The organism is Hydrogenophaga sp. RAC07 (genome assembly GCF_001713375.1).
Taxonomy (GTDB): Bacteria; Pseudomonadota; Gammaproteobacteria; order Burkholderiales; family Burkholderiaceae_C; genus Hydrogenophaga.
Genome location: NZ_CP016449.1, coordinates 318,200 through 331,527, shown reverse-complemented (window position 1 = coordinate 331,527; position 13,328 = coordinate 318,200). Strand labels below are relative to the sequence as shown.

At 65.6% G+C, this 13,328-nt stretch carries 11 protein-coding genes and 1 pseudogene; 7 read left to right on the top strand and 5 right to left on the bottom strand.

Annotated elements, in window-relative coordinates; genetic code table 11:
• Nucleotides 1-83 precede the first annotated feature (83 nt).
• Nucleotides 84-1,517 carry a wax ester/triacylglycerol synthase family O-acyltransferase gene (locus BSY239_RS01475; RefSeq protein ID WP_069048702.1) on the top strand — a complete coding sequence of 478 codons (1,434 nt, stop codon included), beginning with the start codon at nucleotides 84-86 and terminating at the stop codon, nucleotides 1,515-1,517.
• A gap of 87 nt (nucleotides 1,518-1,604) precedes the next feature.
• On the opposite strand, the gene BSY239_RS01470 is transcribed toward BSY239_RS01475, so the two are convergent.
• Both BSY239_RS01470 and BSY239_RS01465 read right to left on the bottom strand, forming a co-directional pair.
• On the bottom strand, nucleotides 1,605-2,375 hold the full coding sequence (locus BSY239_RS01470) for a type III pantothenate kinase (protein ID WP_069045274.1): 771 nt from the start codon (nucleotides 2,373-2,375) through the stop codon (nucleotides 1,605-1,607).
• 141 nt (nucleotides 2,376-2,516) lie between these two features.
• The gene (locus tag BSY239_RS01465; RefSeq protein ID WP_069045273.1) at nucleotides 2,517-3,185 is read right to left on the bottom strand and encodes a helix-turn-helix transcriptional regulator; all 669 of its coding nucleotides are present in this window, start codon (nucleotides 3,183-3,185) and stop codon (nucleotides 2,517-2,519) included.
• 90 nt (nucleotides 3,186-3,275) lie between these two features.
• Between BSY239_RS01465 and BSY239_RS01460 the strand changes: the two genes are divergently transcribed.
• Complete coding sequence (locus tag BSY239_RS01460; RefSeq protein WP_069045272.1) at nucleotides 3,276-4,616, top strand: sensor histidine kinase; 1,341 nt, start codon at nucleotides 3,276-3,278, stop codon at nucleotides 4,614-4,616.
• A 7-nt stretch (nucleotides 4,617-4,623) separates the two neighbouring features.
• Complete coding sequence (locus tag BSY239_RS01455; RefSeq protein ID WP_069045271.1) at nucleotides 4,624-5,610, top strand: response regulator; 987 nt, start codon at nucleotides 4,624-4,626, stop codon at nucleotides 5,608-5,610.
• On the opposite strand, the gene cqsA is transcribed toward BSY239_RS01455, so the two are convergent.
• The 3 genes and pseudogenes from cqsA to BSY239_RS22745 all read right to left on the bottom strand — a co-directional run.
• Complete coding sequence (gene cqsA / locus BSY239_RS01450; RefSeq protein ID WP_069045270.1) at nucleotides 5,598-6,845, bottom strand: alpha-hydroxyketone-type quorum-sensing autoinducer synthase; 1,248 nt, start codon at nucleotides 6,843-6,845, stop codon at nucleotides 5,598-5,600. The two genes, BSY239_RS01455 and cqsA, sit on opposite strands and share 13 nt — an antisense overlap.
• Nucleotides 6,846-7,018: 173 nt before the next feature.
• On the bottom strand, nucleotides 7,019-7,438 hold the full coding sequence (locus BSY239_RS22750; protein ID WP_236944225.1) for a rhodanese-like domain-containing protein: 420 nt from the start codon (nucleotides 7,436-7,438) through the stop codon (nucleotides 7,019-7,021).
• A gap of 24 nt (nucleotides 7,439-7,462) precedes the next feature.
• Nucleotides 7,463-8,143, bottom strand: a pseudogene (locus BSY239_RS22745) (MBL fold metallo-hydrolase); the annotation flags it as partial.
• 296 nt (nucleotides 8,144-8,439) lie between these two features.
• Here BSY239_RS22745 and BSY239_RS01440 point away from each other — a divergent pair.
• The 4 genes from BSY239_RS01440 to BSY239_RS01425 all read left to right on the top strand — a co-directional run bounded on the left by BSY239_RS01440 (nucleotide 8,440) and on the right by BSY239_RS01425 (nucleotide 13,302).
• A complete protein-coding gene (locus tag BSY239_RS01440; protein WP_069045268.1) occupies nucleotides 8,440-9,558 on the top strand; it encodes a TRAP transporter substrate-binding protein in 1,119 nt (372 codons plus the stop codon).
• Nucleotides 9,559-9,617: 59 nt separating this feature from the next.
• Complete coding sequence (locus BSY239_RS01435; protein ID WP_069045267.1) at nucleotides 9,618-10,238, top strand: TRAP transporter small permease subunit; 621 nt, start codon at nucleotides 9,618-9,620, stop codon at nucleotides 10,236-10,238.
• Nucleotides 10,235-12,274, top strand: coding sequence for a TRAP transporter large permease (locus BSY239_RS01430; RefSeq protein ID WP_069045266.1), 2,040 nt, complete (start codon nucleotides 10,235-10,237; stop codon nucleotides 12,272-12,274). Before BSY239_RS01435 ends, BSY239_RS01430 begins: the two co-directional genes overlap by 4 nt.
• Nucleotides 12,275-12,411: 137 nt before the next feature.
• Nucleotides 12,412-13,302, top strand: coding sequence for a PPK2 family polyphosphate kinase (locus tag BSY239_RS01425; protein WP_083239752.1), 891 nt, complete (start codon nucleotides 12,412-12,414; stop codon nucleotides 13,300-13,302).
• Nucleotides 13,303-13,328 lie beyond the last annotated feature (26 nt).

Genomic DNA, 13,328 nt, shown 5'->3' with positions numbered 1-13,328 from the left:
CGGCACCCAATGGCGCCGTGGCCAGTGTGCTGCCGGCGGTGAAGCAGGCGCTGTCCACCACGCTGGGGCTGGAAGGCGAGCGCATGAGCAAGGTCGACACGGCCTGGCTGCGCATGGACTCCCCCAGCAACCTGATGATGATCGTCGGCGTGTGGATTCTGAAGCCGGGCATCACCATCGAAGCCTTGAGGGAACGGGTGCGCGAGCGCCTGCTGCCCTACCCCCGGTTTGTGCAGCTGGCGCGCGAAGATGCCGCCGGGGCGCACTGGATCCACGACCCCGACTTCCGCCTCGACCGCCACGTGGTCACGCACCGCCTCTCGCAGACCGGCGCGCAGACCGGGCAGGACGCCTTGCAGGCCCGTGTGGCCGAGCTCGCCATGCAACCGCTGGACCGCCAGCACCCGCTGTGGCGCTTCGAGCTGATCGAGCAGTACGGCGAAGGCTCGGCACTGGTGGCCCGCATCCACCATTGCATAGCCGACGGCATTGCGCTCATCAGCGTGATGATGAGCCTGGTCGACGGTGGCGGTGCGCCCCCGCAGCGCCAGAAACGCAAGAACAGCAAGCCCGGCCTGGACGGCGCCGAAGACTGGGTGGTCGACACCTTGATCCGACCCTTTGGCGACCTCACCGCCAAAGCCCTGGAAGCCGCGGGCGGCGGGGCCGCCAAGTCATTCGCCATGCTCGCGTCGCCTCAACAAAGCCTGACCGACTCGCTGGGCCAGGCGGTGGATCTGGCGCGCATGGGTGGACAGCTCGCCAGCGATCTGGCCGCACTCGCGCTCATGCCCGACGATTCGCCCACCCGCCTCAAAGGCCAGCCCGGCAACACCAAACGCGTGGCCTGGTGCGAACCGATCCCGCTCGACGAGGTGAAGGCGATCGGCAAGGCGCTGAATTGCTCGGTCAACGACGTGCTGCTGGCTTGTGTGGCCGGTGCCATCGGCGCGTATCTGCAAAGCCTGGGCGACTCAACCGAGGGCAAGGAAATCCGCGCCATGGTGCCGATCAACCTGCGACCGATGGAAGACGCCTGGAAGCTCGGCAACCGCTTCGGGTTGGTCCCGCTGGTGCTGCCCATTGGCTGCACCAACCCGGTGGAGCGCGTGTTCACCGTGCGCTCGCGCATGAACAACCTCAAGGGGAGCCTGCAGCCGCTGCTCACCTTCGGCCTGCTCTCGGTGGCGGGCCTGCTGGTGAAGCCCGCGCAAGACGCCATGCTCAGCCTGTTCGGCCGCAAGACCACGGCGGTCATGACCAATGTGCCCGGCCCGGCCACCAAGCTCAAGGTGTGTGGCTCCACGCTGGAGCAGACCATGTTCTGGGTGCCGCAAACGGGCACCGTGGGCCTGGGCGTGTCGATCCTGAGCTACGGCGGCGGCGTGCAGTTCGGCGTGATCGCCGACACCACCTTGTGTCCCGAGCCGCAGCGCATCATCGACGAGTTCGAGCCGGAGTTCCGGCGCCTGCTCACCTTGACGTTGATGTTGCCCTGGGGCGAGAGCAAGGCCTAGTGCCCCCACGCTCCGCCGCTGCGCGGGTCGCTGCCCCCCGAGGGGGCTGATCCGGCTTGGGCCGGCCCGGCGCCGGATCGATTGCCTTCACGCGATCGCCAGTCGGCGCGAGGCGATCTCCAGCAAGCCGTCAAAGATCAGGCCCTCCACCAGCTCCACCTGCAGCGCCATGCTGGGCGCCATCTTCCAGCCGGCGCCGCCGGTCATGAAACACACCGGTTCCTCGCCGCAGTGGCGGCGCAGGTTGTCCACCATGCGCTGCACCGCGCCGGCAATGGCGAAGGTGCCGCCGCTGGTGAGCGCGTCGCTGGTGTTGGTGGGGAAATCGCGCACTTCGCCGGTGGGCACGTGCAGGCCAGCCGTGCCCGATTCGAGCGCGCGCAACATGATGCCGTGGCCCGGCAGGATGATGCCGCCCAGGAAGCGCCCTTCGGTGTCGATGGCTTCCACCGTCACGGCCGTGCCGACCATCACCACCACGCAGGGCTGATTCAAGCCGCGCGAGACCAGGCGCTGGCGCGCCCCGATCACCGCCACCCAGCGGTCCGCGCCCAGACGCGCGGGATGGTCGTAGCCGTTGACCACCCCCGCCTCGGCGTTGCCGGACACCACCCATTGCGGGGTCACATCCCAGAGTTCGAGCTGTTCCTCGACCCGGCGCTTGACCGCGTCCCCCGCGACCACACAGCCCAGCACCCAATGCGGCGCGGGCAGATCGGCCCAGTCGCCTTCGGCCAGGGTTTCGATGTTTTCAAGGAATTGGGCGCCTTGAGCGATGAGGCGCGAACCGGAACGCGGTTCTTCATACAAGGCCCACTTCAGGCGGGTGTTGCCAACGTCCAGGGCCAGAAATGTCATGCGCGGATTATGACCACGCCAACTCCGGCCCTCTTGCGCACTGCAGCATGAGTATCCGGCGCCGGGCCGCCCCAAGCCGGATCAGCCCCCTCGGGGGGCAGCGGACCTCGCGCAGCGGGGGAGCGTGGGGGCCCATAACCTCTAGATCAATCCAATCCAGCACGCGCGCTGCACCGCCGCCAGCTTGTTGTCGGTCTTGAGCTTGGCCATGGCGTTGGCCAGGTGGTAGTTCACCGTGCGTTCCGAGCAGTCCATGCGCAGGGCGGTTTCGCGTGCGGTGAGGCCCTCAAAGGCCATGTTCAGGCTCTCGAGCTCGCGCGGGCTCAGGTTCACCCTCGCTTCGGCGATCGCGCGGCGCAACATGGGCCAGATGTTGAAGGCCGACCAGGCCAGTGCCGCCGCTTCCGACCGGTCACCAAATGCGCGCGGACTGAACATGAAACATTCAAACGCGCGGCCGGCAGGCAGGCTGAAAGCCACGCGCACCAGCGTCTGGTAGCCGTGTGCCAGCCACAGGCGCCGCCAGCGGCTGGATTGTTCAAACACCGACTTGGAGATGTCCTGCCACGCCACCAGGGGCGCGTCGCTGTCGCGCCAGCTGGCGCCAAAATCGGTGCTGTCGGCCAGGGCCTGGGCGGCCGACAGCAGGCGGGGCGGGTGCACCGCCAGCACCTCGCGCTGGTCACGCCCGCCGGTGGGCGCCGGGCCCAGCACCATCACGGACTCCACGCCCTGGTCATGCAAGGCACACACCCAGTCGGCCAGGATGCTGTCCAGGCTCACACTGTCAAAGTTGACAGGCAGGGTCATGACCGCGAACACTCTGTTGCAGACACAATGGGCCCGGCACTGGGGCAACCGGAACGGGCAACGGGTGTTCTGCAATTCAAGGAGTACATATTGCCTCTGGACCGGTTGAGGTTGCTCAGCGCGAAGGCGCGTTTGTGGCGGTGGCTGCTGGACGAGGTGGTGCACGCGCCGCTGGAGCCGATTTTGCACCCATCCCGCGCGCGGCTGCAGTACCTCGGCGCGTTCACCATCCTGGGCCACATCGCCTTCGGGTGGATCTGGATCGAACTCCTGCCGCAGCCCTACGAGAATCTGGCCACCCGCGTGGCCATGGCCGGCCTGGGCATCCCCTTGCTGATCGGTGCGATCAACCGCGATCTGACGTCGCAGGCCACCATCTGGATCTATTCGATGGCCTGCTGGCTGCAGCTGCCCATGTTCTTCTCCCTGATGTACTGGCTCAACGGCGGCAACGACGTGTGGCTGGCCAGCATGGCGTGCATGCTGGTCATCTACTACCACCTCACCGACTGGCGCCTGGCCACGCTGGGCGCGGTCGCGGGGGTCGTGCTCAGCCTGGTACTGGCCCGCACGCTGCAAGGGGCACTGAACGCCGAGGCCACCCAGGCCGACCACCTGGTGGTGCTGGCGTTTGCCTGGGGCGCAGCGCTGATGCTGGGCGCCTCCAGCGCCAACCTGCGCCGCACCCGCCTGATCAACACCCTGAGCACCATGGGCGTGATGGCGCACGAGTTGCGCACCCCGCTGGCCACCGTCAACCTGATGGGCGATGTGTTGCGCAACCTTTCGCAGCACGACCTGCCCGAGTCCAAGCAGAAGAAGTTCGACGAACTGGCCACGCGTCTGCAAAACCTGGTGCGCAGCATGAACCGGCAGATCGACACCCAGATCTCCAACGCGCAGCTCACCCGCCTGCCGCGCGACCAGTCGTCCATCCGCGCGGCCGAACTGGTGCAGGACGTGGTGCTGAACTACCCTTACCGCTCTTCGCGCGAGCGCGACTGCGTGCAGGTGCACATCCAGCAGGACTTCCATTTCGTCGCCTCGCGCCAGTTGTTCTCGCAGGTGCTCACCAACCTGATCAAAAACGCCCTGCACTCGCTGGCCTCGGCCAGCCAGGCGCCCAGCCCGGGCGACCTCCGGCTGGACGTGGGCGTGCACCACGGCAAAGGCCGCATTGCAGTATCTGACGACGGTATCGGCATTGCCCACGATCAGCAGGCGAGAATCTTTGAGCCTTTCTTCTCCACCCTGGCGGGCGCCGGCAACGGCCTGGGTCTGACGTTCTGCAAGAACGTGGTGGAAGCGGCTCAGGGAAGCCTGAGCGTGCATTCCGAACCGGGTCTGGGCGCGGTCTTCATGATCGACCTGCCCCTCAAACCCACGGCTTCCACCGCATCAGCCAACACCGCTTCATTTTCCCCACGCTGACGACACGATGGCACTGACGATCCCCCTTTTCCACCGTCCCGGCAGCATCCTGTTCCTTGACGACGACACCGACTACCTCGACATGCTCGGGCTGGTCATCCCCACGCACTGGCAGGTGGAGCTGTTCTCGCGCCCGTCGGGCTTTTCGCAGCGCATGCAGCAGGAGCCCGCCCGTTGGGAAGCCGACGCCATGGTGCAGTTGCAGATGATCGAGCGCTGGCGCCAGGGCCAGCCCCTGCTGCCGCAGATCCTGCGCTACTGGGCGGTGAATCCGGCGCGCTACCAGCTGGTCAAGACCTGCGTGGTCGACTACGCCATGCCGGGCACCGACGGCCTCAAGGTGCTCAACACCCTGCTTGACTGGCCAGGCTCGCGCGTCCTGCTCACCGGCCAGGCGGACGAGCAGATCGCGATCCAGGCCTTCAACAACGGCCTGATCGACCAGTTCGTGCCCAAGCAGACCACCGACATCACGCGCCATTTGCTGGGCGTGCTGCGCAAGCTGATGCACGCGCCCCACCCGCGCCTGAACACGCTGTGGCGCGGTGCCATGCAGCCTTCGCAGCAGTCGCTGCTGCAGATCCCCGCGATCGCGCAGGCACTGCAGGCCTTCACCAGCCAGAACTGGGTGGAATACGCGGTGCTGGGCGAGCCCTTCGGCCTGATCGGTCTGGACGGCGCGGGCGACGCGCATTGGCTGCAGTTGGAGCCCACCAGCGGCCTGGGCGACCTGGCGGAGCTGGCGGGCTCGGCCGGGCTGGGCTTCGACGTGGTTCGTGCCATTCAGGCGGGCCACCAGTTGGCCGCCGTGGAACTGCACCAGCAGCTGAACCTGAGCGGACCGATCCGCACCGCACCCGCATTTGCGCTGGGCGACGACAAGCTGGTGACGGGGGCGGTGTTCTCGCTGGACACGACCGACCTGCCCCAGCCCATTTACGGCTACCGGCGCTTTCTGGACGCCGAAGGCCACCGCACCGTTCAGGACAACTGAGCGCAGGCGGCGCGGGCGCGCCGCGCAATCGGCCAGTCCCACGGCTTGACCAGCGGCGCCACCTCGCGCGCCGCGGCGGCCACGTGATCGAGCTCCGCCTCGGTGAGCGCGGCGTGCAGCGTGAGGCGCACCATGGTGCGGTTGCGGCTGGTGGCCGGCGCGCAGAACACGGCACCGAACACGTCGCGTTCTTCCAGCAGATCGCGCAGCACCATGGTGGCCGGTTCGGTGCCGGCTTCCAGCGCAATGATCTGCTCGGTGCCCTGGTGGATGGGATAACCCAGGTCGCTGAGCATGCCGCGCAGTTGCAGCGTGTGGGCGTGCAGCCGCTGGCGCTCGGTGTCGCTGCGCCGGATCACCTCCAGCGTGGCGTCGAGCGCTGCAATTTCGTGCGGCAGCAGACACGAGCTGAACATGTTGGGGTAGCTGGTGCTGAGCACGTAATTGCGCATGGCCGCCGGCACGCTGAGAAAACCCGCACGGCCTGCAAACGCCTTGGCCAGACTCGCGGTGATGAAGTGCACGCGGTGGCTCAGGCCGAGTTCGGCGCACAGGCCGGCGCCTTGTGGTCCGTGGGTGCCCAGGGAATGCGATTCGTCCACCAGCGTCATGCAACCCCGGCGCTCGGCCACCTCGACCACCTGCACCAGAGGCGCCACGGCGCCGGTGGTGCTGTAGACCGAGTCCACCACGATCAGACCGGCACCGTGGCGCTGCACCAGGCGGTCGAGGTGCTCGGCATCGTTGTGGCGAAACGGGTGGGTGGTGGCGCCGGCACGGCGCGCGCCTTCCCACAGCGAGGTGTGGGCCAGCGTGTCCATGTAGATCACGGTCTTGTCGTCCGCGATCGACTGCAGCAGACCCAGGTTGGCGGCGTAACCCGACTGGCAGATCAGCCCGTCTTCCTGACCCAGCAGGTGCGCGAGCTTGAGTTCGAGCTTGCGCGCAGGGTGCTCGTCCAGCAGAAACACGCCCGACTGGATGACGAACTCGGCATCGGTCTTGATGGCCAGCGTCTGCGCCTGGACGATGTCCGGGTGGCCGGTGAGGCTCAGGTAGTCGTTGCCGTTCAGGCGCACAGCGCCCGGACCCGCTTCGCGCCCGTGAAGCAGGGAACGCCCGCTCCAGAGCGTGTCCCAGCGGGTGGTGAACTCCCGCCGGATGCGCCCGGCCAGATGTTCGGAGATCGCCGGGTGGGCGGGAGCTTTGTCACGGGTGCAGGCCAACGACGTCATGAGGTAATCCTTTTGGAATGGAAAACCCCATTGAAAAAAGAAATGTGCGAAAAATCACGATCACCCTGTCAAGCCTGACAGGGTCTGTGAATCTTTCTTCTCAGTTCGCGCGCATGCAAACCGACCGGCGGTTGCATTGCTGCCCAAGCGCCCGGCGGGCGGGCTTCAGCGCCTCAGTTCTGCCGCCACGGCAGCGCGTGGTAGCGCCAGCCGCCTTGTTGACCGCGGTGCGCATGCGCGTCGGGGTCGCCTTCGAAGCCTTCGAGGATGTTGTAGGCCTCAAGCCCGAGCTCGGTGGCGCGCTTGGCTGCTGCGATCGAGCGCACGCCGCTGCGGCACAGCAGCACGACCTTCTTGCCCGCAGACGCCGCCCTCACCTGCGCGTCGAAGTCGGGGTTCATGGACATGCCGGGCCATTGCTTCCAGGCCACCGGCACGGCGCCCGGCACAAAGCCCACCCATTCGCGTTCGGCGTCGGTGCGCACGTCCACCAGCACCGCCTCACCCGCCTGCACCCACTGCCAGGCGAGTTGCGGCGTGACGTCACCCGCGTAGCTGCCCCTGTGCGGGCCGGCCGCGGGTCGGGGTTCCATGAACAGCACGCCACCGGCGTCGTGCCGCTGGCCCGACATCCGGTTGGCCGGCACCGCTTCGTCGATGCGCCGCGGTCTGGGCAGGTTCAGCGATTCCATCAGGGCAATGAACTCCGCTTCGGTCTTGCCCGCCACGCGTTCGTTGTGCCGCTTCTCCGCGCCGATGGTGGAGTGGTGACGCCCGTGGTAGTCGTGCCCGGGCCAGACGGTGGTGTCGTCGGGCAGGTCGAACAGCACCTGGGTGATGCTGTGAAACAGGTCCTTGGCGCTGCCCGACTGGAAGTCGGTGCGACCGCAGCCGCCGATCAACAGCGTGTCGCCGGTGAACACATGGTGGCGCCAGACCAGGCTCATGCTGCCGGCGGTGTGGCCGGGTGTGTGCAGGGCACGCAGCACCTCGCCGCCAAAGCTGAGCGTGTCGCCGTGCGCCAGTTGCACGCCTGCGGTGCCGATGCCGCACCCGATGGGCGCCGCCGTCTTGGCGCCGGCCAGCTCGGCCAGCTTGGCGGCGCTGGTGATGTGATCGGCGTGCGCGTGGGTTTCCACGGTCCACACCAGCTTCAGGCCGTACTCGCGCAAGGTGGCCAGATCGCGTTCGATCTGTTCGTCCACCGGGTCGATGATGAGCGCATCTCGCGTGGTCTGGTCGAACAGCACGTAGGTGAAGGTGCTGGACGCGGGATCAAAAAGCTGTATCGGTTTCATGGTTCACAGCATGCCACCGGCGGAGCCCTCCTGTGAACTCGCGTCCGAGCACTCCGAATGAAAAAACAAAGCTTGCACCGGACTTACAGCCCATCAGCCCCTCGGCCCATTGCGTCGCAAAACGGTCAAACAGTTAGCATGCAAACCCTTGTTCGCGCGGCTTTTTGTACGCTTTTTCGAAATCTCGAACGGCGCAAAGTAATTCGAACGAATGGTGGTCGGTGAAAACCCTCTCGGGCACATCGCTCCATGGGCCGCATGATGCGAGATCCTCAACCCAGACTGGAGACAAACCCATGTCAGACAAGAAAACCGTGACTTCAAGACGCGGCATGCTCAAAGGCGCGGCAGTCGCGGCTGGCGCCATGTCGGTGCCGATGATCGCCACTGCACAAACCACCTCGCTGCGTTTCCAGAGCACCTGGCCCTCGAAGGACATCTTCCACGAGTACGCCCAGGACTTCGCCAAGAAGGTCAACGACATGGCCGGCGGCAAGCTCAAGATCGAAGTGCTGCCCGCAGGCGCCGTGGTGCCCGCATTCCAGCTGCTCGAAGCGGTGGCCAAAGGCACGCTGGACGGCGGCCATGGCGTGGTGGCTTACCACTACGGCAAAAACTCGGCACTGGCCCTGTGGGGTTCCGGTCCCGCATACGGCATGGACCCCAACATGGTCCTGGCCTGGCACAACTACGGCGGCGGCAAGGCCCTGCTGGAAGAGATCTACAACAGCCTGAACCTGGACGTCACCTCGTACCTGTACGGCCCCATGCCCACGCAGCCGCTGGGCTGGTTCAAGAAGCCGGTGGCCAAGGTCGCCGACATGAAGGGCCTGAAGTTCCGCACCGTGGGTCTGGCCGTGGACGTGTTCACCAAGATGGGCACCGCCGTCAACCCGCTGCCCGGTGGCGAGATCGTGCCTGCTCTCGACCGCGGTCTGATCGACGCAGCCGAGTTCAACAACGCATCGAGCGACCGTTTGTTGGGCTTCCCCGACGTGGCCAAGAACTGCATGCTGCAGAGCTTCCACCAGTCTGGCGAACAGTTCGAGATCCTGTTCAACAAGGCCAAGCTTAACGCTCTGCCGGCCGAAATGAAGTCCATCATTGACTATGCTGTACAAGCCGCCAGCGCCGACATGAGCTGGAAAGCCATCCAGCGCAACTCGCAGGACTACATTGAGTTGAAGAAGCAAGGCGTGAAGTTCTACAAGACGCCCGACGCCATCCTGCGCGCACAGCTGGCCGCCTGGGACGAGACCATCGCGGACAAAGCCAAGTCCAACCCCGTCTTCCAGAAGGTGCTCGATTCGCAGAAGGCCTTTGCCCAGCGCGCCGGCCAATGGCAGAACGACTACCTGGTCGACTTCAAGATGGCGTACAACCACTACTTCGGCAAGGGTGCCAAGAAGTCCTGATCGGGCTTTTCTGAACTCGGGGCGCCTGCGGGCGCCCCTTTCTGTTTCTGGAAATTCGCATGCAAAAACTATTGCTGGCCGTGGACCGGTTGTCGACCTGGTTCGGCAAGGCCTGTGCCTGGACCGTCATCGGTCTCACTCTGTTGATCACCTGGGAAGTGTTTTCCCGCTACGTGCTCAACACCCCCCACGCCTGGGTGCTGGACGCCCAGATCATGTTGTACGGCGTGCTCTTCATGTGCGCCGGAGCCTACACACTCGCCAAGAGCGGCCATGTGCGCGGTGACGTGCTCTACGGCTTTTTCAGTCCGCGGACACAAGCCGGCTGGGACCTCGCCCTGTACATCGTGTTCTTCCTGCCCGGCATCGTGGCCCTGACCTACGCCGGCTGGTTCTTTGCCAATGAATCGCTCGCCATTCGCGAACAGACCTTCAACGCCGACCCCCTGCCGGTCTACCCGTTCAAGTTTGTGGTGCCCATTGCCGGCGCCTTCCTGCTGTTGCAGGGCTTCGTGGAAATCATCCGCTGCATCATCTGCCTGCAAACGGGCGAATGGCCCAAGCGGGAAGAGGACGTGGAAGAAGTCGACGTCGAAAAACTCAAGGAAATGGTGCACGTGAAAGACGCTGACCTCGCCGATCTGGACCAGCTCGTCCCGCAGAAGGGTGGCCAGAAATGAAGATCCGCAAAGAACTCTGGTTCGGCTTCACGCTGATGGCGCTCATCGGCGCCGCCGCGCTCACCATGGTCTTCAGCGTGGAGACCATGACCAATGGCCACTACGGCCTGCTGATGCTCTCTCTGGTGGTGGTTGCCATCATGCTGGGCTTCCCGACCGCCTTCACCCTCATGGGCATGGGCATGATGTTCGCGTTCTTCGCCTACCACTCCGGCACACAGACCGCGGGCGGGGCCATGCAACAGACGCTGGACCTGATGGTGCAGCGCGCGTTCTCGGTGATGGGCAACGACGTGCTGATCTCGATCCCGCTGTTCGTGTTCATGGGTTACCTCGTGGAACGGGCCAACCTGATCGACAAGCTGTTCCGCAGCCTGCACCTGGCCCTGGCCCGCGTGCCCGGCTCGCTGGGCGTGGCCACGCTGGTGACCTGCGCGGTGTTCGCCACCGCCACCGGCATCGTGGGCGCGGTCGTCACGCTGATGGGCCTGCTGGCCTTGCCGCAGATGCTGCGCGCCGGCTACGACGTGCGCCTGTCCGCCGGTGTCATCACCGCCGGCGGCTGCCTGGGCATCCTGATCCCGCCCTCGGTGCTGCTCATCGTTTACGGCGCCACAGCCGGCGTGTCGGTGGTGCAGCTGTACGCTGGTGCCTTCTTCCCCGGCATCATGCTGGCCGGTCTGTACATCCTTTACGTGATCATCATGGCCAAGCTCAAGCCGGACTGGGCACCGCCGCTCACCGCAGCGCAGCGTTTCGTGCCCCTGCCGCCGCCGCTGATGGCCATTGGCGCCACCGGCGACGGCTGGGCCGTGTCCAACCTGATCAAGGCACTCAAGGGTCAGCGCAACCAGAACGTCTCCACCAAGTACCTGTTGGGCCAGCTCGGTATTGCCCTGCTGCCGGCGATCCTGTTTGCTGCAGTCGCCATCACCAGTTACCAGAGCGCCACCACCGTGGTGCCGGTGGAAACCTACGAAGAGCTGCAGCCCATGGGCGCGGGCGCCAAGGTTGACGAAAACGACTACCAGGGCAGCCTGGCCGATCCGCCTGCGCAAGAAAGCGGTTTGGCAGGACCCCCAACTGAAGAAGGTGGCCTCGCCGAACCCCCGTCCGACGATGCGGTGGCCGAACCACCTGGTGCGGACGCGGACGCCGTTGCCGAACCGCCGGGTGCCGAAGCCGAAGCCCCAGCGGCAGGTGCGCCGGCCGATGCCGTGGCCGAGCCAGCAGCCGCAGCCGCGCCAGCGGGTGACACCGCCGAGCCGGTGGCCACCACCAAGCCCGCGTCCATGAGCTTCTGGATCGGGCTGGCTGTGGGCTTGCTGGCCATGGTGGTCTTCTACGCCATCCTGAGCTTCACGCGGCTGGAAGTCTTCAAGATGCTGCTCTCCAGCTTCTTCCCGCTGCTGGTGCTGATCCTGTCGGTGCTGGGCTCGATCGTGTTTGGTCTGGCCACGCCCACCGAGGCGGCGGCGGTGGGCGCGTTCGGCGGCTTCCTGCTGGCCGCGGCCTACCGCCAGCTCACCTTCAACGTGGTGAAGGAAAGCGTGTTCCTCACCGCCAAGACCAGCGCCATGGTGTGCTGGCTGTTCGTGGGCTCGGCCATCTTCTCGGCGGCGTTTGCGCTGCTGGGCGGGCAGGAACTGGTCGAGACCTGGGTGCTGAGCATGAACCTGACGAAGACCGAGTTCCTGATCATGTCGCAGGTGATCATCTTCATCCTCGGCTGGCCGCTGGAGTGGACCGAGATCATCGTGATCTTCATGCCCATCTTCATCCCGCTGCTGGACAACTTCGGGGTCGACCCGCTGTTCTTCGGCCTGCTGGTGGCGCTGAACCTGCAGACCGCTTTCCTGAGCCCGCCGGTGGCCATGAGCGCGTTCTACCTGAAGGGCGTGGCACCGAAACACGTGACGCTGAACCAGATCTTCGCCGGCATGCTGCCGTTCATGGGTATTCAGGTGCTGGCCATCGTGTTGCTGTACCAGTTCCCGGCCATTGGCCTGTGGCTGCCGCAGGTGCTCTACCGCTGATCCAGCGGTCTGGAACCACGCAGATCAGGGGCGCGCGAGCGCCCCTTTTTTGGTCTGGACGCGTTAACATGACGTTTACGTAAACGTCAATCAAAACGGGCTCGCAAGACCGAGCCCGAGCCACGAACGGAGACCCCATGCCCAGCTCGAACGACGCCCCACTGCCCTTCCCCACGCGGGCCATCGTGGCCGCCAAAGGCAGCCCGTGGCAAGACTGGCAGGTGGCGCCGGGCAACGGCGGCAAGAAGCCCAAAGGGGTCTCGCTCAAGTCGTTCAAGCCCGACGCCAAACCGTTTTCGGTGGGCAACAAAACCGCCGACCAGGCGGCCGTGGCCAGCCTCGCCGAAGAGCTCGACGCGCTGCAGAACCTCTTCTACGCCGATGGCCGCTACAAGCTGCTGGTGGTGCTGCAAGGCACCGACACCTCCGGCAAGGACGGCACGGTGCGCGGCGTGTTTGCGCGCACCAGCCCGCTGGGTGTGCACACCGTGGGCTGGAAGGCGCCCACCGAAGCCGAGCGCGATCACGACTACCTCTGGCGCATCCACCAGAAGACCCCGGGCGCAGGCGAAATGATGATCTTCAACCGCAGCCACTACGAAGACGTGCTGGTGCCGGTGGTCAATGGCTGGATCACGCCGCAGCAGACGCTGCAGCGCTACGAGCACATCAAGGACTTCGAGCGCCTGCTGGCCGAGACCGGCACGGTGATCCTCAAGTTCATGCTCCACATCAGCCATGAAGAACAGCGCGAACGTTTGCAGGAGCGTATCGACGACCCAGAAAAGCACTGGAAATTCAGCCTGGGCGACATCGAAGTGCGCAAGCAGTGGGACGACTACCAGAGCGCCTACGAAGCGTTCCTGAACGCCACCAGCACGCCCTGGGCCCCGTGGACCGTGGTGCCGGCCGATTCCAAGACCCACCGCAACCTGATGATCGCGGCCATCGTGCGCGACACGCTCAAGGCGCTGGACTTGCGCTTTCCCCCTGAAGACCCGACGCTGACCGGGTTGAAGATCGCCTGAAGCCCGGCACCGCCTTTTCGCCACCG

Excerpts from the sequence above, each read along its gene's own strand:
- BSY239_RS01425 (WP_083239752.1), top strand. The coding sequence starts at position 12,412 with ATGCCCAGCTCGAACGACGCCCCACTGCCCTTCCCCACGCGGGCCATC.
- cqsA (WP_069045270.1), bottom strand. The coding sequence starts at position 6,845 with ATGACGTCGTTGGCCTGCACCCGTGACAAAGCTCCCGCCCACCCGGCG.
- BSY239_RS01455 (WP_069045271.1), top strand. The coding sequence starts at position 4,624 with ATGGCACTGACGATCCCCCTTTTCCACCGTCCCGGCAGCATCCTGTTC.
- BSY239_RS01430 (WP_069045266.1), top strand. The coding sequence starts at position 10,235 with ATGAAGATCCGCAAAGAACTCTGGTTCGGCTTCACGCTGATGGCGCTC.
- BSY239_RS01435 (WP_069045267.1), top strand. The coding sequence starts at position 9,618 with ATGCAAAAACTATTGCTGGCCGTGGACCGGTTGTCGACCTGGTTCGGC.
- BSY239_RS01465 (WP_069045273.1), bottom strand. The coding sequence starts at position 3,185 with ATGACCCTGCCTGTCAACTTTGACAGTGTGAGCCTGGACAGCATCCTG.
- BSY239_RS22750 (WP_236944225.1), bottom strand. The coding sequence starts at position 7,438 with ATGGAACCCCGACCCGCGGCCGGCCCGCACAGGGGCAGCTACGCGGGT.
- BSY239_RS01475 (WP_069048702.1), top strand. The coding sequence starts at position 84 with ATGAGCAAGGTCGACACGGCCTGGCTGCGCATGGACTCCCCCAGCAAC.
- BSY239_RS01440 (WP_069045268.1), top strand. The coding sequence starts at position 8,440 with ATGTCAGACAAGAAAACCGTGACTTCAAGACGCGGCATGCTCAAAGGC.
- BSY239_RS01470 (WP_069045274.1), bottom strand. The coding sequence starts at position 2,375 with ATGACATTTCTGGCCCTGGACGTTGGCAACACCCGCCTGAAGTGGGCC.